The organism is Bradyrhizobium sp. YCK136, assembly GCF_044570075.1.
GTDB lineage: Bacteria > Pseudomonadota > Alphaproteobacteria > Rhizobiales > Xanthobacteraceae > Bradyrhizobium > Bradyrhizobium diazoefficiens.
This window is the reverse complement of record NZ_CP172424.1, coordinates 4,284,076-4,309,138: the sequence shown is the minus strand read 5'-3', so window position 1 is coordinate 4,309,138 and position 25,063 is coordinate 4,284,076. Positions and strand designations below refer to the sequence as shown.

The window sequence follows — 25,063 nt, the reverse complement described above, 5'->3', positions numbered from 1 at the left end:
GACTATCAGTATACTTGTCAACGGATCCCGCCCTCCCTGTGACCTCAGGAGAATTCGGTGAAAGACAACAACGACATGCCCGGTCATCTGGCGCGCCGCTTCCAGCAGATCGCGGTCGCGGTCTTCCTGGCCGAGGTCGGGGATGCCGGCTTCGACCTCACGCCGGTGCAATACGCCGCGCTCGCGACCATCAAGGCCAATCCGGGGCTCGACCAGGTGACGCTCGCAGGGTTGATCGCCTATGACCGCACCACCATCACCGGCGTGATCGATCGCCTCGTGCAGAAGGGGCTGGCGGAGCGCCGCGCCTCGAGCCGCGACCGCCGCGCCCGCGAGCTCGAGGTCACCGACGAAGGCCGGCGCACGCTGCGCAAGATCACGCCGGCGGTCGAGTCCGCACAGCGCATCATGCTGCGCGGCCTCAGCGCCAGGGAAGGCGAGGAGCTGATGCGTCTGATGCGCAAGGCGATCGCTGCCGGCAACGAGCTCAGCCGCGCCCCGCTCCGCGATGTGCAGGCCTAAGCCGCATTCATGCCCGTAATTGTCGCAGCGCCGCGAAACCAGGAACTAACCTTCGGCTGCTACCGTCGGCCCCATTCGGCGCTTAACGCGCGATTAACTTTGCCGTTCGGGAGTTTCGGATGTTCAGGTTCCTCATTGCGGCCGCGGCCATCGCGCTCTCGACCGGCCATGCGCTCGCAAACGGCCATGGCGGCGGCGATACCCCTCCTCCGCCCAAGCCCGAGGCGACGACCGCGCCGGCGAAGGTGGTCATCACCAAGCAGGGTCCCAAGCTCGTCGATCCCAAGGGCATGACGCTCTACTATTACGAGCGCGACACCACCGGCAAGACGTCGAACTGCAACGGTAAGTGCGCCGAAAGCTGGGTTCCGCTCGCCGCAACGGCCGACGCCAAGGCCGTCGGCGACTTCACCGTGATCAGCCGCAACGACGGCAGCAGGATGTGGGCATACCGCTATCGCCCCCTCTACACGTCACCCGCCGACAAGGCGCCGGGCGATGCCAACGGCAACGCCACGACGCTGCAATGGCGCATCGCACGGCCCGGGGAGTAGGGCCCGAGCGGCAGCTCCGATCAGCGCCGCGACGCGCTGGTCACCCGCGCCAGCGCGTGCCCGTCTCGACCTGCGCGTTCTGCCCGGGCGGCAGCACCACGACCATCGAATTGAGCTTCACCCGGTCGTAGAGATCGATCACGTCCTCGTTGCGCATCCGGATACAGCCTGACGAGATCGCCTGCCCGATATATTCGGGCTGGTTGGTGCCGTGGATGCGGTAGAGCGTGTCCTTGTTGCCGACAAAGAGATAAATGCCGCGTGCGCCCAGCGGATTGGCGGGACCGCCGGCGACGCGCGCCGGATACGGCCCAAGCCGTGCCTGAATGTCCGCTGTCGGAACCCAATCGGGCCATTCCGCCAGGCGGCCGACGCGCGCGACGCCCGAGAAGGCCATGGCCTCCTCGCCGACCGCGACGCCGTAGCGGATCGCCTTGCCCTCGGGCAGCACGAAATAGAGGTAGCGCGCATCGGTATCGACCAGGATCGTGCCCGGCTGCTCCTTGCGCTGGTAATCGACGATATGACGGAGATATTGCTCGGGCACGTTCGCCTGAGCGTATGGCGTATGCGCGAGCAACTGCCGGTCGCGCGGCGTCATGCTCGCATCCGTGGATGGCGAAAGCGTCGTCTGCATGCAGCCGCCGAGCGGCAGCATGGCAACAACGAAAAGAGCGAGAACAGATCTTGGCACCGCCGGCCCCCCCCCGATAGCGGATAGCAGCACCCCCAGCAGCGTCAGATATTGCCCAAATCGTGCTGAAAACAAGGCAATGCGGAACACGTCCGCGTGTTTTTCCGGCGGAGTTCCATCACCACAAACGGCAGAAGACCGTCGCATCATCTCCATCCCCTCGCCTTGCTTTGGTCAAACCCGGCTGGACTCGTGCGTCATCAGACTTGGGATGGGGCTCACCTCAACAGATCGGCTCGCGCCAATGCGGACGACGAAGGCTTCAAAGGAGCTGCGATGCTCGCGATGCTGAACAGCAAGCAAATCGTCGATGAGATCGTGAAGGACACGGTCAAAGACAACGATCCGCACGACGCGGTTCAGATCTCGCCGGATATCGTGCTGGCCTCGCGCCCCGTCGGCGCTGCCCCCGCGCTGGCGCCTGACATCACGCCGCGTCCGGAGCCGAAATTCGCGCCCGGGCCCAGAATCAATCCGGAGCCGAAGTTCAGCCCTGTTGTGGAGCCGCAGCCGGCGGCGCCCTCGGTCGACACCGCGGTGCGCGTAACCGCCGGCGATGGTCACGGCCGGCAGAAGCGATCCGCCGCCGGCAAGTGGCTGCGCGGCGCTTTCGTCACGTTTCTGTTCGCGGGCGGCAGCGCGGCTGCCACCATCGCCTGGGAGAGGCACGGCGACGTGGCGAGGCAAATGCTCGCCGACTGGAAACCCGTATTGGCGTCGCTGATGCCTTCGACGTCACAGCCGGCGCCGGTCGCCGCTGCGCAGTCCGCCCCGCCCGCGGCGGAAGCTGCAACCGATCAAACAGCCGACCAATCCCCGACGCCGGCAGCGACTCAGTCGGCGTCTGCGGCCGTGCCCGCAGCAACACCGCCCGAAGCAGCTCAGTCGGTGCAATCGATGACGCGGGATCTTGCCGCGATGGCGCAGCAGATCGAGCAGCTCAAGGCCAATATCGCCGAGTTGAAGGCCGGACAGGAGCAGATGGCGCGCGAGATGGCGAAGCCGTCCGCACCGAAGCCGATGGCTGCGACGATGCCGATCGATCCGCGCGCGCGCGTTTCCGCGCTACCGCCGCGGCCTCCGGTTCCACCGGTTCGCAAGCCGAAGCCGGCCGTGACGCAGACCTACATGCCGGCGTATTCGCCCGCACCGGCCGCGTCTCCGCCGCCACCGTCACAGGCTGCCGCGGTCCCACCGCCGGTCGCGCCGGCCGCCACGACACAAGCCGTTGCCGATGACGATGGACCCGTCGTGCGTCCGCCAATGCCGCTGCGCTAGAGCGTTTTCGAGCGAAGTGGATACCGGTTCGCGTAAAGAAAACGCGTCAAAACAAGAATCTAGAGCCTTTCCCGTTCCGATTCCATCGGAACGGGAAAGGCTCTAGACCAACGCCGGGCGATCGCACGGCATCGGCAACGCAGCGTCGCTGCAAGCTGTCCGACTCGATGTGATGCGTTGAGTCCGGGCGACTACGGAGATCGATGCTTCGATCGTTCTTCCGGCAAACGAATCCGCCAAGAGAAAAGGCCGTCGGGATTTATGCCGACGACCTTCTCTTGCAACTGCCGGTTCCCGGAGCCCGGTTCTGTTGCAATTCCATGCCTCATGATCACGCTGACATATTTAATAAAATCTTAACGCACCTGCATGCTGCACATCATTTCTGCGCCATAAGCACAGAGATTGCGCGCTTCATTCATTCGATAAAGATCGACTCAGTGGTACCATCCGGGATGTGTTGAGACTTCCGTTGAAGACTTGTTTTCCAGACTTGTCGTCGAGACTTGGGTCGTAACACCGGGGAATTCGGATGCCTTACTACTACTTCGATCTTGTGGTTGGTGAAGAGTTCAAGAACCAGGGCGGAATCATCCTCGAGGATATCGAGGTCGCCTCCGATCGCGCCCACCAACTGGCCAATGAGCTGTCGCAGGTGAAGCCGGAGCTTCAGCAAAAGGGTTGCGCGGTGCGCGTCACCGACCGCGATCACAACGAGCTCTATCGCACGCCGCTCGATCCCGTGCCGGCCTGGCAGCGCTAAGCTACTCCAGCACCGGCGCCTCGAACCAGTTCGTCAGCGACAATCCGCCGTCGACGACGAAGGCCGCGCCGGTGACGTAAGCGGAGAGCTTGTTCGACAGCACCGCGAGCGCCATCGGTGCGAGGTCTTTCGCCTCGCCCAGACGCCCGAGCGGGATGTGCCGCGCCAGCGAGGCATCCGCGACGAAACCGCCGGCAGCGATCGCACCGGGCACCAGCGCGTTGACGCGAATGTTGTGGCGCCCGAACGTCTTCGCGAGCTCCTTCACCAGCATCGCCATCCCCGCCTTCGCCGTCGAGTAATGCGGCAGGTTACGCGGCGTGCCCGCATGCAGCGAGGTGAGGAACAGGAACGAGCCGGGCCGCTTCGCCGCGATCAGCCGCTTGGCGATCTCGCGCGCCAGGTGAAAACCCGCATCGAGGTTGACGGCGTGCATCTGCTGCCAGGTCCTGCGATCCACCGCGAGCGCATGATCGGCCTCGCGTCGCGGCGGCGAAGCGCTATGCACGAAATGCGTCACCTCGCCCAGCGCGGCGTGTGAGGCGGCAAGCAGCGCATCGCAGGCGTCGAGCTTCGCAAGATCGCCGACCCAGGGCACCGCGTGTCCAGGCCTCTCGCTCGCGCCGATCGCGGCACTGACCCGCTCCGCACTCACGTCGGCGAACACGGTCCGGACGCCCTCGCCGACCAGCGCCTGCGCGATCGCGCGGCCGATGCCGTTGCCCGCGCCGGTGACGAGCGCCGTGTCGGTTGCGGGATCGAACGGCGCGCTGAACAGGCTCATGTCGCTCTCCGGGTCCGGGAGCAGCCAATCTAGCGCACCGCACGGAGACGCGACAATTGCGTCCCGGCGCCATTGCGGAGCGGCGCGCCGGACGCTAGCCTCCCAAAAAAATCGAGGAGGTACCAAGGATGCGCTATGGTTTTCTGATGACGGGCCTTTTGCTGCTTGCCGCGCCGGCACAGGCGGGCGACGCGCCGCCACGCTCGACCTATGTGACGATGGTCTTGCAGGCCTTCGCCGCCAAGGTCGAGTGCCCCAACACGGATCTCGTCTATCAGGACCTCGTGCAGAGGCGCAGCAGATGCAGCTGCCCGACGGCACCACCGAGAAGGTGCGCAAGGCGATCGCCTGGATGCACACCGGCGGCAAGATGGGCGAGAAGCAGGACGACGAGCTGATGGCCGAGGTCGCGGTGGCGACGCAGGCGACCGATATGGACCAGCGCCGCCTTGGCATGCCCGGCTGGTGCGAGGCCCAGAAGACCAACCTCGCCGGCCTGATCCGCAGCAAGGGCGGCTAGAGCGTTAAGCACACCGCGGCGGAACCGCCGCCGCGGCCAATAATCGTCACAATCCTCGCCAGCATGCGGGCTTCTTCGAACAGGAGATCCCTATGCGGATGGCTCATTTCGTCTTCGCCGGCGCCCTCGCGATCAGTGCCGTGCTGATCGCCCCGGCCTTTGCGAAGAATACCGACGCCCAGAAGGGCGAGGACAAATCGACCTCCTCGTCGTCCTGTAGCGCCTATCAGCAGGCGCCCGACGGTTCGTGGGAGCAGCTTTCCTGTAAGGAAATGAACGAGCGCGGGCAGCCGCAGACGCAACATCGCGCCCCGGCACAAGGAGCCGATCACGAAGAGCGCTGACTGTTCCCGTTCCCCGTGGTCAGCTCTGGTGCGGCCCACGGATGACCTTCATGGCATCCTCGATGTGACGCCATTCCTTGGCCTCATCGGCCTCGCCGCGGCCCTCGCAGGCCTGGGCCTGCTCGGCGGCCTTCGCAATCGCAGCAAAGCCGTGCCGTTCGAGCATCTGGCGTGCGACGGTGTGGACCTGGAGCTCCGACATCATGGGTGCTCTCCCGTGTGATGAAACCGCGATGCACGCTTGGTGGAGCCGCGGATTTCCTACAACGATCAAGTCGCGGGTCTCGTTCCGATCACCCGCAGCAACGATAAAAGGCGGCCCGCCATGCCCGGCGGACCGCCTTCTCACCCACCCCAAAACCTGATGTCGTCGGCCGCGTCCCCTACGCGACCGCCACGCGCTTGCGCTCGAGATCGTTTGGCACCTCGATATCGACCTCCAGGGTCGACACCTCGTCGCCGCGCTCGAGCCGCACGATGACCTTGGTCGGATCCAGCGTGACGTGCTTGGACACGACGGCGAGAATTTCCTCACGCAGCACGCCGAGCAGGTCGGGCTGGCCGCGCATTCCGCGTTCATGCGCGAGCAGAATCTGCAACCGTTCGCGTGCGACGGGTGCAGAAGCCTTGTTGCCGCGGAGAAGTCGGAGCAGACCCATGCTCATGCAGCCCTCCGTCGCAGCAGACGATCCATGAAGCCCTTGCGCTCCGACGGCACCTGCATGGCGACGGTCTCGCCGCACAGCCGCCGCGCCGCATCGATATAGGCCCGTGCGGGTGCGCCGTCCGCGTTCGACAGCGTCACCGGCGTGCCGACGTTGGAGGCCTTCAACACGTCCTGGCTCTCGGGAATGATGCCGAGCAAGGGCGTTGCCAGGATTTCGAGGATGTCGTCGATGGTCAACATCTCGCCGCGCGCCGCGCGGGAGGCATCATAGCGGGTGATGAGAATGTGCTTCTCGACCCGCTCGCCCTTCTCGGCCCGCACCGTCTTGGAATCGAGCATGCCGATGATGCGATCGGAATCGCGCACCGAGGACACTTCCGGATTGGTGACGATCACGGCCTCGTCGGCAAAGCGCATCGCCATGGAGGCGCCGCGCTCGATGCCGGCCGGGCTGTCGCAGATCACCCAGTCGAAGCGGCCGCGCAAATCGTCGATGACCTTGCCGACGCCCTCTTCCGTCAACGCGTCCTTGTCGCGGGTCTGCGAGGCCGGCAGCAGCCAGAGATTCTCCAGCCGCTTGTCGCGGATCAGCGCCTGCGGCAGCTTTGCCACCCCCTGCACCACGTTGATGAGGTCGAACACCACGCGGCGTTCGGCGCCCATGACGAGATCGAGATTGCGCAGGCCGACGTCGAAATCGACGACGACGACCTTGTCGCCGCGCTGCGCCAGCGCAGCCCCCAGCGCGGCGGTCGTCGTGGTCTTGCCGACCCCGCCCTTGCCTGATGTCACGACCAGTACCTTACTCATCTGAAATGTCTCCTTTGCTGGTCAGTTCAGTGGTGTAATTCGCATGGTATTCCCCTGCAGCCAGGCCTGCGCCGGCTTGCCGCGCAAGGCGGCATCGATGTCGTCCGCAGTCTGGTAAAACCCATCAATTGCAAGCAGTTCGGCCTCGATCTTCTGGCAATAGATGCGGGCGCTCGTGTGCCCGTTAACCCCCGCCATGGCCCGGCCGCGCAGCGCGCCGTAGACGTGGATGGAGCCGCCGGCGACGACCTCGGCGCCGGAGCCGACGGAGCCGAGAATGGTGACGTCGCCTTCGGGGAAGATCACGGTCTGGCCCGAGCGCACGGGGTTTTCGAGCAGGAGCGAGGTTGGCTTGGCCTCCGCCTTCTCGACCTTCTTTGGCGCGCTCGGCTCGACCACGCAGCTGCGCCCGCCCGAGAGCAGCGGCGGCATCATGGGGGTCAGCCGGCCCTCCTCCACGCCCTCGATCCCGAGCACGCGGATGTTGCGGTCCTGAAGGCTGGTGAGCAGATGATTGATGCCGGACTGGCTGAGATCGACCGAGGACAGGTCGATCACCACGGGCCGGCCGGCGAAGAAACCCGGCGAACGGGCGATGGTGGTGTCGATCTCCTGGAGCCAGTCCAGGATCGGAACCGTCGGCACGAACACGAAGGCCACGTAGGAGCGCCCGCGCAGGCGCACCATTTGGCGTTGGACTTTTGCTGCAGCCTCCATCGGCCGACTCGTTCCCTGTTATTGAATGGTTAACGATGCGGCGGATGTGGTTAACGGCCGGTTAATTTCTCCGTGGGGTTACATGAGTTGGGTGTGGGTCTCGGGCGGCTCGTCCGCACGGGACAGCCGCCGTGACATCCGGTGTCGTCCTGGCGAAGGCCAGGACCCATACCGCGGAATCCATCGATTACGGACGGTGGGACTACCGAACGACGAGTCTTCGCCAAACGACGTCTTGGGGTAATCGCGGCGAGCGCGAGCGCTCGCGCGGGGGTCCTGGCTTTCGCCAGGACGACGATACGGAAGCCCCCCTACTTCTTCACCTTGCTCGCATCCATCTTGATGGCGGGATCCAGCATCTTGGTCGTGAACGCCGTCGTCACGTCGAACGGCTTCTCCATGCCGAGATAGGTCTGGACCAGTTCGTAGTCCTTCTTCATGCGCTCGCCGTCGATCCAGCCGAGGCTCTTCGTCGTCGTGAACTCGTCCGTCATCAGGAACTTGATCCGCTCCCACTGGCGCTCCTGGTTCTCCTTGTCGAGGCCGGAGACCTGGTCGAGCAGCGCCTTCAGGCACGGCGTGACGTCGGCGACGCAGGCCGCGAAGGCCTTCTGCGTGACGCGAACGAAATCCTCGACCACCTTCGGGTTCTTCTGCAAGTAAGCACCGTTGACGATCAGCGAGTTGCCGTAAGGGTTGAGCCCGATGTCCTTCCAGTTGACGTAGCCGAGGTCCTGGCCGAACTCGATCGCCTTCACATCGTGCTCGTTGTAGAAGTCGCTGATGATGTCGACGGTGTGGCTCTTCAGCGCCGCGACCTTCGCGGTGGGCCCGATATTGACGAAGCCGACCGCATCAGGCGCAAGGCCTGCGGCCTTGGCGAAGGCCGGCCACATCACGCGCGAGGCGTCCCCGGGCGGATTGCCGATCTTGTGGCCGGCGAAATCCTTCACCCCGTTCACGCCGTAGCTCTTCAGCCAGTAGAAGGTCTGGCCGGTGTTGGCGTAGACGCTCATCACCGCGACCGTGTCCGCGCCCTTGCTCTTGGCCACTAGCATGGTGGCGAGGTCGGCGACGCCGAACGGCGAGCCGCCCGAGCCGACCTTGGCGGCGGAGACGCCGGAGCCCTTGCCGGTCTCGATGGTGAGGTCGATGCCGGCCTTCTCGTACCAGCCCTGCGCCTTCGCGTAATAATAGGGCGAATGGTCGGCCGTGGGCGTCCAGTTCAGGATCAGGTTCACCGCCTCGCCCGCGTTCGCGGGCATGCCCGCCAAGCCGAGCATCAGGGTCACGACCGCCGCCTGCAAACGCTTCATCGCTTGTCTCCTCATTGCCGCGACCCGGCTTGTCGCTCTCCCCATGTGAGGCTACCAATGCAACAAGTCCGCCCTCCAATTGTCAACTGTTTGGTTGGAAATGCCCGCAAAACGATCTGGCGACACCGTGCCGCAGCGGCGCGACCCGGTCGCCACCCGCAAGAAGCTGCTGACCGCGGCGCGCCTGGAGTTTGCCCGGCACGGCCTTGCGGGCGCCCGCGTCGACGAGATCGCCGAGCGCGCCGGCGTCAACAAGCAGCTCGTCTACCACTACTTCGGCGACAAGGACGCGCTCTACCTCGCCGTCCTCGAATGGGTCTATGAGGACATCCGCGAGCAGGAGCGCAGGCTCAATCTGGAAGGCCTGCCGCCCGACAAGGCGATCCGCCGGCTGATCGAAGCCTCGTTCGACCACCTGGCGGCAAACCCTGATTTCATCGTGCTTCTGAACGACGAGAACCGCGGCGGTGCCCGTCATGTCCGCGGGTCCACGCGGCTGGAGGCGATGCATTCCCCGCTGGTGAAAAGCGTCTCCCACATCCTCCATGAGGGCGTGCGTTGCGGGCTGTTCCGCAAAGGGATCGACCCCGTCCAGCTTTACATCTCCATCGCGGGCCTCAGCTATTTCTTCTTCTCCAACACGCCGACGCTGTCGGCGATCTTCGGCAAGGACCTGTCGAGCCGCGCTCAGCGCCGTGCCCGGCGCAGGCATGTCGTCGACCTGGTGCTCCAGTCGCTCCGGCCATAATCAACCAGATGGTTGAAACTTGCCCCGGGGACGGTTAGGCTTGCCGTCGTGGCGGAGAGGCCACGAGCAACGGGGAGCGAAAGGTGGCAGGTGACGGAGCAGGCCCGGCCCGCAACTTTGCGATCATCCTGATCGTGCACCTCGCCGTGCTCGTGCTGTGGCAGGTCGCGGTCGATGCCTTCCACGTGCCGAAATTCATCCTGCCCTCCCCGCTCGCGACCGTGCAGACGCTGGGAACCGCGAGCTAACGCCTGGGGCTCCAACACGCTGGTGACGGCGATCGAGATCCTCGGCGGCTTCGCACTCGGCGCATTCGTCGGCGTCACCCTCGCGGTGATTTTCAGCTGGGCGCCGCTGGTCAGCATGGTGCTGCTGCCGCTGTTCGTGACGCTGAACATGATCCCGAAGGTTGCGCTCGGCCCGCTTCTGATCGTCTGGTTCTCCTACGGCATCGTGCCGAACATCCTGATCGCCTTCAGCATCTGCTTCTTCCCGATCCTGCTCACCACCGCCCGCGGCCTGCGCGAGGTCGAACCGGATCTGCTCGATCTCGTCAAATCGCTGCGCGGCTCGCGCTGGACGCTGTTCCGCAAGATCCAGCTGCCGGGATCGCTGCCCTACGTGTTCTCCGGCATGAAGGTCGGCGCCATCCTGGCGGTCGCCGGCGCCATCGTCGGCGAGTTCATCGCCTCCGAGCGCGGGCTCGGCTACCTCATGATCCAGGTGCAGTCCTCGCTCGACACCCCCGCGATGGTGATGGCCGTCGTGCTGCTGACGCTGCTCGGCGTCGCCCTCTACGGCCTCGTGCTCGCCCTCGAGCGCATGTTCGTGGTCGGCGATGCCAGGCAAACCTAAAGGACCGACCGATGCTCCTCACCCGCCAGACCCTGCCGAAGACCATTCCTGACATCGCCGCGCTCGACGATCTCCTGTGCCGGCCGACCCAGGCGCTGATCGACGACCTCAACAAGGTCGAGGGCGACATCATGATCCTCGGCGTCGCCGGGAAGATGGGCCCGACGCTGGCGGGGCTCGCCAAAGCCGCCGCGCCGGATCGCCGCGTCATCGGCGTCGCGCGCTTCAGCGAGGCGGGCGTCAAGGACTGGCTGCATCGGCGCGGCGTCGAGACGATCAATTGCGACCTGCTCGACGAGGCCGCGATCAACGCGCTGCCGAAGGCGCCCAACATCGTCTTCATGGCCGGCCGCAAGTTCGGCGCCGAGGGCGATCTGTCGCTGACATGGGCGATGAACGCGCATGTCCCGGCCCTGGTCGCGCAGGCCTTCCCGTCGTCGCGGATCGTGGCGTTCTCGACCGGCTGCGTCTATCCCTTCGTGCCGGTCGATGGCAACGGCGCGACCGAGGACATGGCGCCAAATCCGCCCGGCGAATACGCCCAGTCCTGCGTCGGCCGCGAGCGCATGTTCGAGTATTTTTCGCGCAAGTTTTCGACGCCGGGCCGGCTGTTCCGGCTCAATTACGCGATCGACATGCGCTATGGCGTGCTGCACGACATCGCCACCAAGGTCCTCACCGGCGCGCCGATCGACGTCAGCCTGGGCCATGTCAATTTCATCTGGCAGGGCGATGCGTCCGCGCAGGCGCTGCGCTGCCTCGCCCATTGCACGGCGCCGACCTCGCCGATCAATGTCAGCGGTCACGAAATTCTCGCCGTGCGCGATCTCGCCGCGAAATTCGGCGCCCGCTTCGGCCGCGCCCCGGTGCTGACCGGCAAGGAGGAGCCGACGGCGTGGCTGACCGACACCTCGCAGGCGGTCGAGCTGTTCGGCCTGCCGGTGGTCGACACCGAGCAGTTGATCGCCTGGACCGCCGACTGGGTGTCCCGCGCCATGCCGAGCCTCGGCAAGCCCACCAAATACGAGGTGCGCGATGGCCGCTACTGACACCCCGCCCATCATCAAGCTCGGCGCGGGCGATGCCATCGCCGGGCTCGTGCTGTCGGTCGAAGCGCACTGGAATCAGACCGAAGAGGACTGGCGCATTTTCCTGCGCGACGGCGTCGTGTTCGGTATTCGCGATGGCATGCGGCTGGTCGCGACAGCGGCACTGCTGCCCTATTCCGGCAGCAACGCCTGGATCAGCATGGTGCTGGTATCAGGCACGCATCGCCGCCGTGGCCTTGCGACGCGCCTCGTCGACGCCTGCCTGGAGACGGCGCGCAGGAACGGCCTGACCAGCTGGCTCGACGCGACACCCGATGGGGCTGCCGTTTACGGGCCGCTCGGCTTCACGCCGATCCTGCAATTGCGCCGGCTGAAATTGGTCAATTCAGCGCAAGCGTCGGCGCGACCGCCTGCGGCCGCGACGCTTGACGCGCTTTGTGCGCGGGACCGGCGGGTCACCGGCTTCGACCGAACCGCCCTCCTGACCGCCTTCGCACAGCGCTCCGGCTCGCGTATCGTCGCTTCGAATGGATGCATCGCGCTGGTCCGCGACGGCAGAACCGCGCGCCACATCGGTCCCTTGTTTGCAGATCATGCCGTCGAAGCGCTGGCCCTGGTCCAGGCGATCGCGCGATCCGAGACCCGCCCCCTCCTGCTCGACGCCGTCGCCTCGCAAGGCGCGTTCCTGGAGGGATTGACCGCTTCGGGCTGGACCGTCGAACGGCCGTTCCAGCGCATGCGCTTCGGCCCCGCCACCACTGCCGCCGAGGAAATGCCATTCGCCGTCGCCGGCCCTGAATTTGGATAGGACATCATGCACCACAGCCAGATCAATGCCGACGTTCGCAAGCTGATCGCCGACGGCACCGTGCTGCCGGCGCACCCTCTTGCGCTCACCGCCGAGCGAAAGCTCGACAAGACGCATCAGCGCGCGCTGACGCGCTACTACATCGACGCCGGCGCCGGCGGCCTTGCGGTCGGCGTGCATACGACGCAGTTCGCGATCCGCGACGTCGGCCTCTATCGTCCCGTGCTGGAGCTCGCCGCCGAGACCGCGGCGAGCTGGACCAGGCGTCCGCTGGCGATGGTCGCGGGACTTGCCGGTCCGACCAGGCAGGCAACCACTGAAGCGCGCACCGCGCGCGACATCGGCTATCACGCCGGCCTGCTCAGCCTCGCCGCGATGAAGAGCGCCTCCGAGGACGAGATTATCGCGCACTGCACCGCGGTCGCCGCCGAAATTCCGTTGGTCGGCTTCTATCTCCAGCCGGCCGTCGGCGGCGTCATCCTGTCGAGCCAATTCTGGCAACGCTTTGCCGCGATCGACAATGTGATCGCGATCAAGATCGCACCGTTCAACCGCTACCGCACGCTCGACGTGCTGCGCGGCGTCGCAGCCGCGGGTGCGCTCGACCGCGTCGCGCTCTACACCGGCAATGATGACCATATCCTGCTCGATCTCATGCTGCCGTTCGACCTGCGCGACAACGGCGTCACCACGCGCACCTATTTCAAGGGCGGACTGCTCGGCCATTGGTCGGTGTGGACGGCGAGCGCGATCGGGCAATTCGAGCGCTGCAAGGCGGCGCGGCACAAGGACAGCGTGCCGGCCGACCTGCTCGCGCTCGATGCCCGCGTCACCGATTGCAACAGCGCCTTCTTCGACGTCGCCAACAATTTCCACGGCTGCATCGCCGGCTGCCACGAGATCCTGCGGCGTCAGGGCCTGATGCAGGGGCTGTGGTGCCTCGATCCGGCCGAGGGCCTCAGCCCCGGCCAAAAGGAGGAGATCGACCGCGTCTGCCGCGAGCACGCCGACCTCAGCGACGATGACTTCGTGGCCGCCAACCTCAGCAAATGGCTGGCATGACGGACGAGCCCTTCATCAGCCTGCGCGGCGTCCGGAAGGTCTACCGCAGCGGCGGCGCGGAGTTTCTCGCCGTCTCCGACGTCACCATGGACGTGAAGGAAGGCGAGCTGGTCTCGCTGGTCGGCCCGTCCGGCTGCGGCAAGACCACGGTGATGAAGATTCTGGCTGGCCTACACGGCGCCGACGGCGGCACCGTGAAGATCGGCAGCGCCAGGAGCCCGTTCGATCCGACCCGCGACATCGGCATGGTATTCCAGCAGGCGCTGCTGCTGAAATGGCGCACGATCCTGGACAACGTGCTGCTGCCGGCCGAGATCGTGGGGCTACCGATGAAAGCCGCGCGCGAGCGGGCGCGCGACTTGCTCAACCTCGTCGGGCTTGCCGGCTACGAGCAGAAATATCCGCAGCAGCTGTCAGGCGGCATGCAGCAGCGCACCGCCATCGCGCGGGCCTTCATCCACGATCCCAAGCTGATCCTGATGGACGAGCCGTTCGGCGCGCTGGACGCCTTGACGCGCGAGCAGATGAACCTGGAGATGCTGCGGATCTGGCGCGAGAGCGGCAAGACCATCATCTTCGTCACGCATTCGATCCAGGAAGCGGTGTTCCTGTCCTCGCATTGCGCCGTGCTGACCGCGGGCCCGGCGAAGATGGCCGACTACTTCCCGATCGACCTGCCCTTCCCGCGCGACCTTCCGCTCAAGACAACGGATGCGTTCGGTGCCTATGCGCGGCGCATCTACGCAAAGCTCGGGCTGGGCGCGGCGTAGACCGCTCCCTCCGCCGTCATTCCGGGGCGCGACGAAGTAGCGAGCCCGGAATCCATCGGGCGGCAAGACACGCGGTGAAATGGATTCTCAGATGCGCAATTGCGCATCATAGCTCCCGCCAAGAGGCGCGCCCCGGAATGACAGTGTCCTTCGGATCACGCCTGAAAACACCGCGCCCTCTTGCTGCAATCAGGTCTTGTTGCGCATCTTGCTGAGCAAATAGTTGTCGTAGAAGTTTTCCGCGATCTGCGTGTAGAACAGCAGCTCCTTCATATACGCGTCGTGGCTCTCCTTGGTCCGCTTGAACAGGTCGCTCTTGGCAGCGAGCTCGTTCAGGTGCTCCTGGGTCGCGTTGTAGCAAGCCTCCAGCACCGGCTGCGGGAACGCCTTCAGCTCGGCGCCGTTGGCGATCAGCCGCTTCAGCGCCGCCGGGTTCACGCTGTCGTACTTCTCGAGCATCCAGGCGCCGGCCGCAGAGGCGGCCTGGTTGACGATGGCCTGGTAGTGCTTGGGCAGCGAAGCCCACTTCTCGTCATTGACGATCATGTGCAGCATGGCGCCGCCTTCCCACCAGCCGGGGAAGTAGTAGTATTTGGCCACCTTCTGGAAGCCGAGCTTCTCGTCGTCATAGGGACCGACGAATTCGGCGGCGTCGATCGAGCCCTTCTCCAGGGCCGAATAGACGTCGCCACCGGCGAGCTGCTGCGGCACGATGCCGAGGCGCGCCAGCACATGGCCGCCCATGCCGGCGATGCGGAATTTGAGGCCCTTGAGATCGTCGACGGTCTTGATCTCCTTGCGGAACCAGCCGCCCATCTGGGTGCCGGAGTTGCCGCAGAGGATCGCATGCGCCTTGAACGGCTTCAGCGCCTCGTTGGCGAGATCGGCGCCGCCGCCGAAATACCACCAGGACTCCTGATGGCGATGGTTCATGCCGAACGGCGCGCCGGTGGCATAGGCCAGCGCCGGCTCCTTGCCGATGTAGAAGTAGAGCGGCGTCTGCGCCATCTCGACGGAGGCCGCGCTGACGGCGTCGAGCGCCTGCAAACCGGGGACGAGCTCGCCGGCCGCAAAGGTCTGGATCTGGAATTTGTTGTCGGTGGCGTCAGCGACGTATTTCGCGAAGGTCTGCGCCGTGCCGTAGATCGTGTCGAGCGATTTCGGGAAGCTCGAGGTCAGGCGCCATTTGATCTCGGGCGCGCCTTGCGCAATCGCGGGTGCAGCAACCAGCGTCGTCGCGCCGGCGACCGCGCCACCCTGGAGGAATGTACGGCGTTTCATGATGGGGTCTCTCCCTAAAGCAAGGCTTCAAATGGATGGCCTGGGCCACGGTCTTCGCAGACCGTTTGCCCGTTCCCGCCGCGGAGTTCAAGGTGTTCCGGATCAAGTGTCCTGGAGGAAGATCGACAGCGCTCGCTGCAATTCCTTGTACGCGCGCGGCCCGATCTTGGCGGCGAGGGTCTTCTCGCTTTCGGCGATCGACGGCCGCAAGCGGCCGAGGAGCGCGGCGCCGGTCTGGGTCACATACAGCACGTAGTAGCGGCGGTTGACGGCGGAGGCCGAACGCTGCACCAGCCCGCGCCGCTCCAGATGATCCACCAGCCGCCCGAGCCCCGCCCGCTCGATCGACAAGGATTGCGCGATGGCAAGCTGATTGACGCCGGGATTGGCTTCGATCACCGACAACACGGAGAACTGCGCCGGACTGATGTCGAAGGCGGCCAGCCGCCGGCTGACATCCCTGAACACCCAGAGCTGGGCCCGCCGGATGCGATAGCCGAGTGAACGGGACAGATCGTCCGAGGCAAGCAGCTTTGGCCGGGCGGGCTTTCCGGCCGGCGCGGCACGCGAGGCGGATCGCGCCGGCTTTGCAACCTGCGCCCTGCGCGACGCTCCCTTCGGGGATCGCTTCCTGACGCCAGCCTTCTCCGGCTCCATCGACGACCATCTTTCAAAAGCCGGCGCGGCGGCATCCGCCCGGTGGTCCGGGATTCGAACGCCAAGTCTATCGCAGCGGACCGGGATCGAGAAGCCGCGCGGCGTCGCGCCCTGCCGATGCAGCTTCTACGACAGGTTGCACCGCGGACTCGCGTGTTGCGTCATGTTGACACGGCAACATCGCTTGCCTAAGGATCAAGAAAACCTGCCGTCACACGAGCAGGCTTCAGGGGAGCTAACGTCGGTGCCTGCATCAGGGAACGGCGACGATCCGCATGCCATCGCGCATCGCGGCGACACGATTGCGGCCGTCGGCGCATTGCGTTCCGCGCACTGCGATCCGCATCGCGAAGCTCCCCGGCCTCCCGACGACCAGGACGTCCCGACCGACAGCGACATCGCTTGCAGCCGTGACGACGCCTGCCGCAACGGCCGGCGCCGCACGATGTCGCGTGGACGACCGCTGCTTTCGACAATCATCAAGCTGGAGGGCATGACATGAAACGGTTACTTCTCGCCTCGACCATTGTTGCCGGCTGGACGGCTCTCGGCCCGCAGGCAATGGCCCACGGCCTGCCGCCGAGTGGTGTTGCCCCGCGCGCATCCTGCACGGCCCTCACCGGCCTCACGCTGCCGAACACGCAGATCCTGAGCGCGACCCAGAAGGCGGGCTACTGCAACGTGATCGGCATCATCAACAAGCGCGTCTCGACGCAGGACCCCGATCATTTCACTTACGGGATCGGCTTCGCGCTCAATCTGCCCGATACCTGGCATGGCCGTTTCGAGATGATGGGCGGCGGCGGCACCGACGGCAGCCTCCAGGCCGATCCGCAGGGCGCCGCCGGCGTCGAGCTCGGTCAGGGCTGGGCCGTGGCCGCCGACGACGGCGGGCATGAAGACAACGCCAGCAATCCGGTCGGCGGACATCAGGACGACGATGCCAATGCCGGTGGCTCCGCGCATTTCGCGATCGACGCCCAGGCGCGCAGGGACTACGGCTACAACGGCATCGAAAAGACCGCGACGATCTCGAAGCAGATCATCTCCTATTACTACGGCCTCGACACCGTCTATTCCTACATCATGGGCTGTTCGAACGGCGGACGTGACGCCATGATGGCGTCGCAGCGCTTCCCCTGGCTGTTCGACGGCGTGATCTCGCAAAATCCCGGCTTCAACCTGCCACAGGCGGCCCTTGCGGAAGCCTGGAACGAGCAGGTGCTCGGCACGCTCGCCACCAGCAAGGACGTCAACGGACAGCCCTTCATTCCCGACACGTTTCCGGTGCAGGATCTCCAGGTGGCCTCGGCCGCGATCCTGAGCGCCTGCGACGCGCTCGACGGGCTGGTGGACGGCATCGTCGACAATTATCACGCCTGCACGGCGAAGAAGGTGTATCCGGCGCTCGCCAGCTATACCTGCGGCACCGGCTCGCACGGCAGCACGCCGCATGGCGGCACGTGCCTGACCGGCGCGCAGGTGGACGCGCTGAAGAAGATCTATGCCGGGCCGGTCAATTCCCGCGGCCAACGGCTCTATTCGAACTGGTTCTGGGATGCCGGCATCTGGACGCCGCCCACCGCGCCCGGCGCGGGCTGGCAACTATGGAACGTCGTCACCGCGCCGGTGCCGAACGTCAACACCGCGATCAACCTGACGCTCGGCGCAGGCGCGATCCCGATGATCTTCCAGACCCCGCCCGTCGTCACGCCCGTCAACGGGCCGAACGGCCAGGAAGCCTTCGTGTTCCGCTTCAACTTCGACACCGACGCGCCGAAGATCTTCGCGAAGACGCAAGCCTATCCTGAAAGCAGCATGGACTTCATGGCCGCGGTCTCGACCGACCTGCGGCCGTTCAGGGCGCGCGGCGGCAAGCTGATCGTCTCCTCCTCCGTCAATGACGGCATTTTCTCCGGTGCTGCCATCGCCCGCTGGTATCGCAACATGGACAGGCGCATGAACGGGCGCGCGACCGACTTCGCGCGGCTGTTCATGGTGCCGAACATGGCCCATTGCGGCGGCGGTGCGGCCACCGCGAGCTTCGCGCAGAACGAGGTCAAGGCCATCACCGACTGGGTCGAGAAAGGCATCGCGCCTGAACGCATTGTCGCGACCAATACCAACGCCACCTCGCCCTACCCGACCGGCGGACTTTTTGATCCGCGCATAGCCATGAACTTCCCGGCCAGCGGCACGAGGCCGCTATGCGTCTATCCGAAGATTGCAGCCTACAAGGGCAGCGGCATGACCAACGATGCCGGCAATTTCGCCTGCATCGACCCCGGCTTCAGGCCGGGCGGCGACCACGACTTCCATGATGACGACGACGGGCATGGCGACGGCAGGCACTGAGACGCTCTCAGCCTCTCTCGTGCCCCGGACGCAGCGCAGCGTCTCCCTCGCGATGCGAAGCATCGTCGAGCGCGATGCGCTGCTGAGCCGGGGCCCATCCATCCGCCATGCCGAGTGGCCATCTGGGTCCCGGCTCTGCGCCGCAACGCTGTAAGCGTTGCGGCTTGTCCGGGACACGAGCAGATTCTCACGAGGCCTCAGCCTGCTCATACAATCCGGCGACGAAATCGCCGAATGTCGGTGCGAGCGGCAGCACGTAGCCCCATTCGTTCGACATCGCCTCGGCAAGCGTCCAGGGCTTCTCGTATTCGGCGATCTCGTGATCGATGAACCAGATCTTGCCGAAATGCGCCTTGTCGATCGTCATGCAGATCGGGTTGCCGCCGTGGTCGCTCATGATCCAGAGGAGTTCATCGACGGTCGGCCATTGCGGAGTCTGACGCGTCTGGACCAGCGAGCATTCATCGCGCCGCAATCCCAGCACCTCCTGGACCGCGCCGGCCCAGTGCCCTTGCGGCCAGTTGAACTCGGCAGAGCCCTGGAAATAGCCGCCGGCGCAGACCATCAGGAACTGGCGATACTCGTCCGGCAAGCGGCAGCCGATGGATTTTTCGAATGCCTCGAGCGCTGCGAGCGTCGGTTGCTCCGCGCGGGCGCGATCAACGCCGGCAATGAAGTCTGCGATATTCATGCGATCCCGTTCCTCGGCGCAGAAGCGCGCCACGCCTTCGTCGCAGGCATTCGGGAGCGGGTTCGACGATTGGAGGGGAGTAACGGCTGTCTCAGAGCAGCTTCGCGCTGACGAACAGCGCGCGCACGGCGTTGGTCGCCTGCACCGCGAGCATGGCGTTGCCGGCGGCGCCTTCCAGGGCCGAGATGGCTTCCTCGTGCAGCGTGCGGAATTCCATCCACTCGACCGACTTGAAGTTGGTGAGGAATTGATAGGCCTGGCCGACGGTCGCGATCGCCAGCGTGTCACCGTTCAGCTTGATCTTGAACGTCGTACGCAGCGGGGTCTCGGAATTCTGGGGATCACTCATGGGCTGCTTCTGGACAAGGACGGCTTAACGAAGGGGAAACGGCAGCCCCGCCGCGGCAGGCAAATATCAGGAGTCGGTGCTGCCGCGCTGTGACGCGGTCGCCGATCCTCTCAGGCTCGGCACCACGACCAGGCGGTTGAACTCGCCGTTGTCGTAGGCCTTGAGGAAGCGCTCATAGTCCTTGATCGAGACGCAGCCGTTGGAATCGCCGCGCGGCCCGAGCATGTAGCTGTGGGTGAGAAGGCCGACGCGGCCGAGCGCGCTGGTGCCCTCGGCGGGCGTCAAGCGCAGCGCGCGGATGCCGTGGAACAGCTTTTCGCGCGGCTTCAGATCGTAGGTCGCCGGCGGGGTCGCGCCCACCATGCGCTGATCGACATGCTGGGGGTCGTCCATCAGCGCGCCCATGCCCGAATGCGCTTCCAGCGCGAGGCCGCTCGGCAGGTAAAGCGCCTTGGCCGAGATGTCGTAGACCGCCGTGCGCGAATCATAGCCGAGGGCGGCGAGATCCGGCGCCTTGCTGAACAGGCCATCGCCGGGGGTCAGCGAGGCCAGCTTGATCTTGTCGGTGAATTTTTCGAAGAAGTTGCGGTTGTCGACCCTGGGGGTGGTGTCGGCATAGGCCTGGCTGGACGCGATCTGGGCCGAGAAGTCCGCCTGCACCGGCCGCGAACGCGGCATCGGGACCGCGTCGGCACGCTCCGAGGGCCGCCTCTCGTCAACCGCCGTCCGGTCATCTTCGGTCAGGGTCGAGCGCCAGTCGTCGCCCTGGAGTTTCTGGGCCAGCATCGCCTTGGCATCGCGCAGCTTGAGCTGGACCGCATTCAGGGCAGAGCGCTCCAGCGTCCGCAGGCCGAGCTCGCGGGCGGGCGCGCTGCCAGATGCCGAAGCAAAACGGTCCTCGAAGGAAGGGGCATTGGCCGGCGGTAGCGCGGCGGAAACCAGCGGAGTCGAATCGCCCATATCGGCGACCCAGGCGGCGGCACCGAGCGACAGCGCAACAGCGGCCAGAGACAGCAGAATCGTCTCGGCCCGCCCGATACGGCGGCGCGACAACAGCCTCTCGGCTCTTGCGGTGTCGGAAACCATCAGATCCCCAAATCGACCCCCGGGGAGACCCACCCCCACCCGGAGACTCTCTATACCAGCTACCACATTGGGAGCCAAAAGTTAGGCATAATCACGGCCGTCAAGGCACCCCCAAGGTATCCAATGACCGCTCCTTTCGATCTAGACCGGTTCGTCCAGGCCCAAAATCCGGTCTATCCCACCGTGACCGGGGAACTGTCCCGGGGCCGGAAGCAGAGCCACTGGATGTGGTTCATTTTCCCGCAGGTCGCCGGCCTCGGCTTCAGCGCCATGGCGCAGCGCTACGCCATCGGCTCGCGCGCGGAGGCCGAGGTCTATCTCGCCCACCCTGTCCTTGGCCCGCGCCTGATCGCGTGCACCAGACTCGTGCTCGCCGTTCAGGGGCGGACCATCAACGCGATCCTCGGCGCGCCCGACGACGCCAAATTCCGCTCCTCGATGACGCTGTTCGGCGCCGTGTCCGACGATCCCATTTTCAGTGAGGCGCTCGCCCGGTATTTCGCCGGCGAGCGCGACGGCGCGACGCTGGAGATCCTGTCGAAGCTCGATCAGCCGTCCAGCTGAGCTCGCGCGGCGGCAAGCAGCGTAAACCCGAGATTAACACGGGCGACCTATCGTCCGTGGAAAATAATTCTCCCCGCGCCAATTGCCGGACAGAACATGAAAATCGGAACGCTCCTGACCACCGCCATCGTCTCGCTCTCGACCGTCGGCGGCGGCCTCGCCGTCTACGTCGCCGTGACGAAGTACCACACGATGGAGCGGATCACCGAAGCACAGGGGCGGCTCGCGATCGTCCGCGCCGTCGGCGACATCCCCCGCTATCTCAACCCCGAGCGCGGCTTTTCGACCAACATCCTCTATGGACCGGCGACGGTGGACCCGGCGCTGCTCGCCGAGCAGGACAAGCTGCGCAAGCAGACCGACGGCGCCCGCGACCGGATGAACGCGTTGCGCAAGGACCTTCCCGGCCCGTTCGACGACGGCGCCACCACCGGCAACAACATCGACGGCATCAATTCGAAATTCACCGCGCTGCGCGAGGCCATCGACAAGGCGCTGGCGGGACCGGCGGAGGCGCGCAAGGACGCCGCCAAGAAGATCGTCGCCGACAACGCCGTGCTCAACGGCGCCGTGACCGCGCTGCTCAACGAGCAGGTCCGCCGTATGGCGATCCTCAACGGCGACGCCTACCGGCAGGCGAGCTACGCCAACATCGCGATGACGCTGCGCGACGTCGGCGGCTTCAACTCCAGCCTGCACAAGAACCTCGTCGGGGGCAAGAAACCGGCGACGGACACGGAGAAGGCCGAGATCAGCCGCTCGCAGGGCCGCAACGACCAGATCGTGATGGCGCTGCTGGAATTGCGCGGCAATCCGGCAACGCCGGCGAACGTCGCCGCTGCGCTGGAGAAGTTCAACGCGGTCTATATCGAGGAGTTCGGCCGCGAGCTCAAGCTGGTGAAGGACGGTGCGATCAGCGGCAAGTACGAACACGACATGGACACCTATTACGCCGCGACGCAGCGCGGCCTCGGCACCATCATCGAGGTCCGCGACGCGCTTTATGACAATGCGGAGCAGATCCTGGCGGGCGCCTCCTCGGCTGCACGCACCAGCTTCACTGTCGCGCTCCTCGGCCTTGTCGCCGTGCTGATCGCCAGCATCGGCCTCGTCGTGACGGTGCGCCGCCGCGTCTGCGCGCCCATCGTCGGCCTGACCACTCGGATGTCGCGGCTTGCCGAAGGCAACGTTGCCGAGGAGATCCCCGGCGCCGAGCGCTCCGACGAGATAGGGGCGATGGCCGCGGCCGTGCAGGTGTTCAAGGACAACATGATCCGGGCCGACCGGCTCGCCGCCGAGAAGCAGGCCGAGAACGACGGCAAGATGCGCCGCGCGCAGGCGCTCGACGAGCTCACCCGCGCGTTCGAAGCCAAGGTCACCGAGCTCGTCGGCGGGCTTTCGAAAGCCTCCTCCACCATGGAAAGCACGGCGCAGTCGATGACCTCGACCGCGGCCCAGACCAACAGCCAGGCCGCGGTCGTCGCCGCCGCCTCGCAGCAGACCTCCAGCAACGTCCAGACGGTCGCCAGCGCGACCGAGGAGTTGACCTCCTCGATCTCCGAGATCGGCCGTCAGGTCGCACAAAGCACCGAGATCGCGGCCCGCGCCGTCGACAACGCCCGCCGCACCGGCGACACGGCACGTACGCTCGCCGAGGGCGCGCAGAAGATCGGCGACGTCGTCACCCTGATCCAGAGCATCGCCGAGCAGACCAATCTGCTGGCGCTGAACGCGACCATCGAGGCCGCCCGCGCCGGCGACGCCGGCCGCGGCTTTGCCGTGGTCGCATCCGAAGTGAAGTCGCTGGCCGGCCAGACCGCCAAGGCCACGACCGAAATCTCCGAGCAGATCACGGCGATCCAGTCTGCGAGCGACGAGACCGTGGCCGCGATCCGCAACGTCGCCGACGTCATCGCCGAGATCGACCAGATCGGCACCGCGATTGCCGCGGCGATCGAGGAACAGGGTTCGGCGACCAAGGAGATCGCCCGCAGCGTGCAGGAAGCCGCCCGCGGCACTCAGGAAGTGAACACCAACATCTCAGGCGTGCAGCGCGCCGCCGACGACACGGGAGCTGCCGCACGGGAAGTGCTGGGCGCGGCCGAGCAGCTCTCGACGCAGTCGCGCGATCTCGCCGGACAGTTCGACCGCTTCCTCGGCGAGGTCAGGGCCGCCTGACGCTGCCGCTCGCTCAAGCTCAATAAGGCGGCGCCTTGCGCGCCCGCTGCGCCTTGGCCGCCTCGATCCACCAGGCGAGGTCGTCGGCAAAGCGCGGGAACGAACGCTCCAGCGCCTTGCCGCCCTCGCCGATCGGCTCGGAATCCGCCGACAGCGTCTGCGCGATCGGGCCGACGCCGATGGTGCTCGACACCACCACCATGCCCATTTCCGACAGCGTGCCGTGCCAGGCGGTCGAGGCGCGCGCGCCGGACAGGCGGCCGGCGGAGTAGCTGACGATCGCGGCCGGACGCCAGAACCACTCTTCGAGGAAATGGTCGGTCAGATTCTTCAATCCGGGCTGAATGCCCCAATTGTATTCGCCGGTGACGAAGACAAAACCGTCCGCGCCGCGGATCTGCCCGGCCAGCTTCTCCAGCGCCTCGGGCGCGGCGCCCTTGGGATATTCCTTGTACATGCGGTCGAGCATCGGCAGGCCGATCGCCTTGGCGTCGATGAACTCGACATCCTCGCCGCGCTCGCGCAGGCGATTGATGACAAAATTCGCAAGGCGGATGCCCATGCGGTCGGAACGGTAGGAACCGTAGAGGACGAGGATGCGATTGCTCATGGCTGAAGGCTAGCACAAAACCGGAGTCCGGCCCCAACCCATTTGTCGTGCTAGCGCCTGCGTCCGCGCTCCAGCGTTTCCGACGGCGCCTCGCCGAACCGGTCGCGATAGCTTCTGGAGAAATCGCTGAGATGCCAGAAGCCGAAGGCCAGCGCGACGGCCTTGACGCTATCGGCGCCCGCCAATAGCCGCTGGCGGACCAACCACAGCCGCCGCAGGCGCAGGTAACGGTGCAGGCTCATGCCGCGATAGCGGCGGACGACATCATGCAAGGTGCGGACGGAAAGGCCGAGCTCGCGCGCGATCTCCTCGCTGTAGATGGGCTGGGCGAGATCGCCGGATAACAGCGCGCGGATGTCCTGAAAGATCTTGAACTGCCGCTCGTCGTTCGGCCTCACCGTCCATCGCGCCGAAACCAAGTTGGCGAAGACGGCGTCGACCGCGCCGAACAGGGACTCCTTCATCGCCGCCGCCTTCAGCGGCGCCTCAGTGGGATCGATGGGCTCGGACGCGGCGGCCACCACCTCCCTGACCACGTTCCGCAACCCATTCAACGCCAATGTGCTGGTCTCAAAGATCTTGAAATTGGAACGCGTCTCGGGCCAGCCGCGGTTCTTGACCTCTGGTCGGAAGACGACCGAGGCGATTTGCCGCTGCACTTCCTCGATGGTGTTGTAGGCCGCGCCGCCGCTGCCGATGACGACGACCGCGCGGTCGCGTTGCGCACCGTTGAAGCGAATGGGAACGTCGAGGTCGTCCATCGCAAAACCAACCGCCGTGCAATCCGCGATGAGTTCAGCGTCCACAACCCGCGGAAAAGCGCGCGTCACGTTCACGTCGCAGCCTGGCAATTGCAGGATGATCTGCTCAGCCGCGATCCTTCGCACAAACGGTGTGAACTCGAAGTTCAGACCGCGGATCGCGTTGCGAAACTCATCGACGTCGGAAAAGCGAAATATCTTTGGCGCCAGTGTTGGCGCATCATCATCGCTGGTCATGGCAAAATGAAAACCGCGTCAGGAAAAATACCC

The 25,063-nt window shown here is 65.7% G+C and carries 28 protein-coding genes and 2 pseudogenes; 16 read left to right on the top strand and 14 right to left on the bottom strand.

Annotation, left to right across the window (positions count from 1 at the left end):
• Positions 1-57 precede the first annotated feature (57 nt).
• Together ACFLEY_RS20605 and ACFLEY_RS20600 are read left to right on the top strand one after the other, a co-directional pair.
• Entirely contained in the window at positions 58-522 is a 465-nt protein-coding gene (locus ACFLEY_RS20605) for a MarR family winged helix-turn-helix transcriptional regulator (protein ID WP_011086994.1), read from the top strand.
• A gap of 119 nt (positions 523-641) precedes the next feature.
• Entirely contained in the window at positions 642-1,076 is a 435-nt protein-coding gene (locus ACFLEY_RS20600; protein ID WP_028171189.1) for a hypothetical protein, read from the top strand.
• A 40-nt stretch (positions 1,077-1,116) separates the two neighbouring features.
• Here the strand turns inward: ACFLEY_RS20600 and ACFLEY_RS20595 are convergent, their stop codons facing one another.
• Positions 1,117-1,770, bottom strand: coding sequence for a L,D-transpeptidase (locus tag ACFLEY_RS20595; RefSeq protein WP_011086992.1), 654 nt, complete (start codon positions 1,768-1,770; stop codon positions 1,117-1,119).
• A 276-nt stretch (positions 1,771-2,046) separates the two neighbouring features.
• On the opposite strand from ACFLEY_RS20595, the gene ACFLEY_RS20590 reads away from it, so the two are divergent.
• Entirely contained in the window at positions 2,047-3,048 is a 1,002-nt protein-coding gene (locus tag ACFLEY_RS20590; protein ID WP_060911802.1) for a hypothetical protein, read from the top strand.
• A gap of 532 nt (positions 3,049-3,580) precedes the next feature.
• A complete protein-coding gene (locus tag ACFLEY_RS20585) occupies positions 3,581-3,811 on the top strand; it encodes a DUF6894 family protein (RefSeq protein WP_028171187.1) in 231 nt (76 codons plus the stop codon).
• Between the two features lies 1 nt (position 3,812).
• On the opposite strand, the gene ACFLEY_RS20580 is transcribed toward ACFLEY_RS20585, so the two are convergent.
• Positions 3,813-4,595: an SDR family NAD(P)-dependent oxidoreductase gene (locus tag ACFLEY_RS20580; protein WP_060911801.1), complete on the bottom strand. Its 783-nt coding sequence runs from the start codon at positions 4,593-4,595 to the stop codon at positions 3,813-3,815.
• A 128-nt stretch (positions 4,596-4,723) separates the two neighbouring features.
• On the opposite strand from ACFLEY_RS20580, the pseudogene ACFLEY_RS20575 reads away from it, so the two are divergent.
• Positions 4,724-5,115, top strand: a pseudogene (locus ACFLEY_RS20575) (hypothetical protein).
• Positions 5,116-5,207: 92 nt separating this feature from the next.
• A complete protein-coding gene (locus ACFLEY_RS20570) occupies positions 5,208-5,459 on the top strand; it encodes a hypothetical protein (protein WP_060911800.1) in 252 nt (83 codons plus the stop codon).
• A gap of 19 nt (positions 5,460-5,478) precedes the next feature.
• Here ACFLEY_RS20570 and ACFLEY_RS20565 read toward each other — a convergent pair whose 3' ends face one another.
• The 5 genes from ACFLEY_RS20565 to ACFLEY_RS20545 form a co-directional block, all read right to left on the bottom strand.
• Positions 5,479-5,664 (bottom strand): hypothetical protein, encoded by a 186-nt coding sequence (locus tag ACFLEY_RS20565; RefSeq protein WP_028171184.1) that lies wholly within the window; start codon positions 5,662-5,664, stop codon positions 5,479-5,481.
• A 178-nt stretch (positions 5,665-5,842) separates the two neighbouring features.
• A complete protein-coding gene (gene minE, locus ACFLEY_RS20560) occupies positions 5,843-6,124 on the bottom strand; it encodes a cell division topological specificity factor MinE (protein ID WP_011086986.1) in 282 nt (93 codons plus the stop codon).
• Positions 6,121-6,936 carry a septum site-determining protein MinD gene (minD, locus tag ACFLEY_RS20555; protein WP_011086985.1) on the bottom strand — a complete coding sequence of 272 codons (816 nt, stop codon included), beginning with the start codon at positions 6,934-6,936 and terminating at the stop codon, positions 6,121-6,123. The genes minE and minD overlap by 4 nt, the downstream gene beginning before the upstream one ends.
• A gap of 21 nt (positions 6,937-6,957) precedes the next feature.
• Entirely contained in the window at positions 6,958-7,653 is a 696-nt protein-coding gene (gene minC, locus ACFLEY_RS20550) for a septum site-determining protein MinC (protein WP_060911799.1), read from the bottom strand.
• A gap of 311 nt (positions 7,654-7,964) precedes the next feature.
• A complete protein-coding gene (locus ACFLEY_RS20545; protein WP_060911798.1) occupies positions 7,965-8,969 on the bottom strand; it encodes an ABC transporter substrate-binding protein in 1,005 nt (334 codons plus the stop codon).
• A 100-nt stretch (positions 8,970-9,069) separates the two neighbouring features.
• Between ACFLEY_RS20545 and ACFLEY_RS20540 the strand changes: the two genes are divergently transcribed.
• The 6 genes and pseudogenes from ACFLEY_RS20540 (at position 9,070) to ACFLEY_RS20515 (ending at position 14,261) form a co-directional block, all read left to right on the top strand.
• Positions 9,070-9,717, top strand: a complete 648-nt coding sequence (locus ACFLEY_RS20540) for a TetR/AcrR family transcriptional regulator (RefSeq protein ID WP_011086982.1) — start codon at positions 9,070-9,072, stop codon at positions 9,715-9,717.
• 83 nt (positions 9,718-9,800) lie between these two features.
• Positions 9,801-10,572: pseudogene (locus ACFLEY_RS20535) on the top strand (ABC transporter permease).
• An 11-nt stretch (positions 10,573-10,583) separates the two neighbouring features.
• Positions 10,584-11,621 (top strand): NAD(P)-dependent oxidoreductase, encoded by a 1,038-nt coding sequence (locus ACFLEY_RS20530; RefSeq protein WP_060911797.1) that lies wholly within the window; start codon positions 10,584-10,586, stop codon positions 11,619-11,621.
• On the top strand, positions 11,608-12,429 hold the full coding sequence (locus ACFLEY_RS20525) for a GNAT family N-acetyltransferase (RefSeq protein WP_060911796.1): 822 nt from the start codon (positions 11,608-11,610) through the stop codon (positions 12,427-12,429). The genes ACFLEY_RS20530 and ACFLEY_RS20525 overlap by 14 nt, the downstream gene beginning before the upstream one ends.
• 6 nt (positions 12,430-12,435) lie before the next feature.
• Entirely contained in the window at positions 12,436-13,491 is a 1,056-nt protein-coding gene (locus ACFLEY_RS20520) for a dihydrodipicolinate synthase family protein (RefSeq protein ID WP_060911795.1), read from the top strand.
• Entirely contained in the window at positions 13,479-14,261 is a 783-nt protein-coding gene (locus ACFLEY_RS20515) for an ABC transporter ATP-binding protein (protein WP_211433923.1), read from the top strand. Before ACFLEY_RS20520 ends, ACFLEY_RS20515 begins: the two co-directional genes overlap by 13 nt.
• Before the next feature lie 189 nt (positions 14,262-14,450).
• Here the strand turns inward: ACFLEY_RS20515 and ACFLEY_RS20510 are convergent, their stop codons facing one another.
• Positions 14,451-15,542 carry a TRAP transporter substrate-binding protein gene (locus ACFLEY_RS20510; RefSeq protein ID WP_011086976.1) on the bottom strand — a complete coding sequence of 364 codons (1,092 nt, stop codon included), beginning with the start codon at positions 15,540-15,542 and terminating at the stop codon, positions 14,451-14,453.
• Between the two features lie 102 nt (positions 15,543-15,644).
• Positions 15,645-16,199: a MarR family winged helix-turn-helix transcriptional regulator gene (locus ACFLEY_RS20505; RefSeq protein ID WP_028171175.1), complete on the bottom strand. Its 555-nt coding sequence runs from the start codon at positions 16,197-16,199 to the stop codon at positions 15,645-15,647.
• Between the two features lie 184 nt (positions 16,200-16,383).
• Between ACFLEY_RS20505 and ACFLEY_RS20500 the strand changes: the two genes are divergently transcribed.
• Complete coding sequence (locus tag ACFLEY_RS20500) at positions 16,384-16,701, top strand: hypothetical protein (RefSeq protein ID WP_171901262.1); 318 nt, start codon at positions 16,384-16,386, stop codon at positions 16,699-16,701.
• Complete coding sequence (locus tag ACFLEY_RS20495) at positions 16,698-18,554, top strand: tannase/feruloyl esterase family alpha/beta hydrolase (protein ID WP_060911792.1); 1,857 nt, start codon at positions 16,698-16,700, stop codon at positions 18,552-18,554. Before ACFLEY_RS20500 ends, ACFLEY_RS20495 begins: the two co-directional genes overlap by 4 nt.
• A gap of 187 nt (positions 18,555-18,741) precedes the next feature.
• On the opposite strand, the gene ACFLEY_RS20490 is transcribed toward ACFLEY_RS20495, so the two are convergent.
• The 3 genes from ACFLEY_RS20490 to ACFLEY_RS20480 all read right to left on the bottom strand — a co-directional run bounded on the left by ACFLEY_RS20490 (position 18,742) and on the right by ACFLEY_RS20480 (position 20,611).
• The gene (locus tag ACFLEY_RS20490; protein WP_171901261.1) at positions 18,742-19,245 is read right to left on the bottom strand and encodes an SMI1/KNR4 family protein; all 504 of its coding nucleotides are present in this window, start codon (positions 19,243-19,245) and stop codon (positions 18,742-18,744) included.
• 91 nt (positions 19,246-19,336) lie between these two features.
• Positions 19,337-19,594 carry a hypothetical protein gene (locus tag ACFLEY_RS20485; protein ID WP_028171171.1) on the bottom strand — a complete coding sequence of 86 codons (258 nt, stop codon included), beginning with the start codon at positions 19,592-19,594 and terminating at the stop codon, positions 19,337-19,339.
• 66 nt (positions 19,595-19,660) lie between these two features.
• Positions 19,661-20,611, bottom strand: coding sequence for a DUF2778 domain-containing protein (locus ACFLEY_RS20480; protein ID WP_028171170.1), 951 nt, complete (start codon positions 20,609-20,611; stop codon positions 19,661-19,663).
• 192 nt (positions 20,612-20,803) lie between these two features.
• Between ACFLEY_RS20480 and ACFLEY_RS20475 the strand changes: the two genes are divergently transcribed.
• Positions 20,804-21,244 carry a DUF1810 domain-containing protein gene (locus ACFLEY_RS20475; RefSeq protein ID WP_211433924.1) on the top strand — a complete coding sequence of 147 codons (441 nt, stop codon included), beginning with the start codon at positions 20,804-20,806 and terminating at the stop codon, positions 21,242-21,244.
• Positions 21,245-21,340: 96 nt separating this feature from the next.
• Positions 21,341-23,422, top strand: coding sequence for a methyl-accepting chemotaxis protein (locus ACFLEY_RS20470; RefSeq protein ID WP_060911789.1), 2,082 nt, complete (start codon positions 21,341-21,343; stop codon positions 23,420-23,422).
• 19 nt (positions 23,423-23,441) lie between these two features.
• Here ACFLEY_RS20470 and ACFLEY_RS20465 read toward each other — a convergent pair whose 3' ends face one another.
• Both ACFLEY_RS20465 and ACFLEY_RS20460 read right to left on the bottom strand, forming a co-directional pair.
• Positions 23,442-24,032 (bottom strand): NADPH-dependent FMN reductase, encoded by a 591-nt coding sequence (locus ACFLEY_RS20465; RefSeq protein ID WP_038966812.1) that lies wholly within the window; start codon positions 24,030-24,032, stop codon positions 23,442-23,444.
• Between the two features lie 50 nt (positions 24,033-24,082).
• Complete coding sequence (locus ACFLEY_RS20460) at positions 24,083-25,030, bottom strand: helix-turn-helix domain-containing protein (RefSeq protein ID WP_060911788.1); 948 nt, start codon at positions 25,028-25,030, stop codon at positions 24,083-24,085.
• Positions 25,031-25,063 lie beyond the last annotated feature (33 nt).

Coding starts and splice junctions, on each gene's coding strand:
- minC (WP_060911799.1), bottom strand. CDS start 7,653: ATGGAGGCTGCAGCAAAAGTCCAACGCCAAATGGTGCGCCTGCGCGGG.
- ACFLEY_RS20545 (WP_060911798.1), bottom strand. CDS start 8,969: ATGAAGCGTTTGCAGGCGGCGGTCGTGACCCTGATGCTCGGCTTGGCG.
- ACFLEY_RS20580 (WP_060911801.1), bottom strand. CDS start 4,595: ATGAGCCTGTTCAGCGCGCCGTTCGATCCCGCAACCGACACGGCGCTC.
- ACFLEY_RS20505 (WP_028171175.1), bottom strand. CDS start 16,199: ATGGAGCCGGAGAAGGCTGGCGTCAGGAAGCGATCCCCGAAGGGAGCG.
- minE (WP_011086986.1), bottom strand. CDS start 6,124: ATGAGCATGGGTCTGCTCCGACTTCTCCGCGGCAACAAGGCTTCTGCA.
- ACFLEY_RS20490 (WP_171901261.1), bottom strand. CDS start 19,245: ATGAATATCGCAGACTTCATTGCCGGCGTTGATCGCGCCCGCGCGGAG.
- ACFLEY_RS20475 (WP_211433924.1), top strand. CDS start 20,804: ATGACCGCTCCTTTCGATCTAGACCGGTTCGTCCAGGCCCAAAATCCG.
- ACFLEY_RS20590 (WP_060911802.1), top strand. CDS start 2,047: ATGCTCGCGATGCTGAACAGCAAGCAAATCGTCGATGAGATCGTGAAG.
- ACFLEY_RS20485 (WP_028171171.1), bottom strand. CDS start 19,594: ATGAGTGATCCCCAGAATTCCGAGACCCCGCTGCGTACGACGTTCAAG.
- ACFLEY_RS20460 (WP_060911788.1), bottom strand. CDS start 25,030: ATGACCAGCGATGATGATGCGCCAACACTGGCGCCAAAGATATTTCGC.
- ACFLEY_RS20585 (WP_028171187.1), top strand. CDS start 3,581: ATGCCTTACTACTACTTCGATCTTGTGGTTGGTGAAGAGTTCAAGAAC.
- ACFLEY_RS20540 (WP_011086982.1), top strand. CDS start 9,070: ATGCCCGCAAAACGATCTGGCGACACCGTGCCGCAGCGGCGCGACCCG.
- ACFLEY_RS20525 (WP_060911796.1), top strand. CDS start 11,608: ATGGCCGCTACTGACACCCCGCCCATCATCAAGCTCGGCGCGGGCGAT.
- minD (WP_011086985.1), bottom strand. CDS start 6,936: ATGAGTAAGGTACTGGTCGTGACATCAGGCAAGGGCGGGGTCGGCAAG.
- ACFLEY_RS20520 (WP_060911795.1), top strand. CDS start 12,436: ATGCACCACAGCCAGATCAATGCCGACGTTCGCAAGCTGATCGCCGAC.
- ACFLEY_RS20470 (WP_060911789.1), top strand. CDS start 21,341: ATGAAAATCGGAACGCTCCTGACCACCGCCATCGTCTCGCTCTCGACC.
- ACFLEY_RS20565 (WP_028171184.1), bottom strand. CDS start 5,664: ATGATGTCGGAGCTCCAGGTCCACACCGTCGCACGCCAGATGCTCGAA.
- ACFLEY_RS20530 (WP_060911797.1), top strand. CDS start 10,584: ATGCTCCTCACCCGCCAGACCCTGCCGAAGACCATTCCTGACATCGCC.
- ACFLEY_RS20600 (WP_028171189.1), top strand. CDS start 642: ATGTTCAGGTTCCTCATTGCGGCCGCGGCCATCGCGCTCTCGACCGGC.
- ACFLEY_RS20515 (WP_211433923.1), top strand. CDS start 13,479: ATGGCTGGCATGACGGACGAGCCCTTCATCAGCCTGCGCGGCGTCCGG.
- ACFLEY_RS20465 (WP_038966812.1), bottom strand. CDS start 24,032: ATGAGCAATCGCATCCTCGTCCTCTACGGTTCCTACCGTTCCGACCGC.
- ACFLEY_RS20510 (WP_011086976.1), bottom strand. CDS start 15,542: ATGAAACGCCGTACATTCCTCCAGGGTGGCGCGGTCGCCGGCGCGACG.
- ACFLEY_RS20495 (WP_060911792.1), top strand. CDS start 16,698: ATGAAACGGTTACTTCTCGCCTCGACCATTGTTGCCGGCTGGACGGCT.
- ACFLEY_RS20570 (WP_060911800.1), top strand. CDS start 5,208: ATGCGGATGGCTCATTTCGTCTTCGCCGGCGCCCTCGCGATCAGTGCC.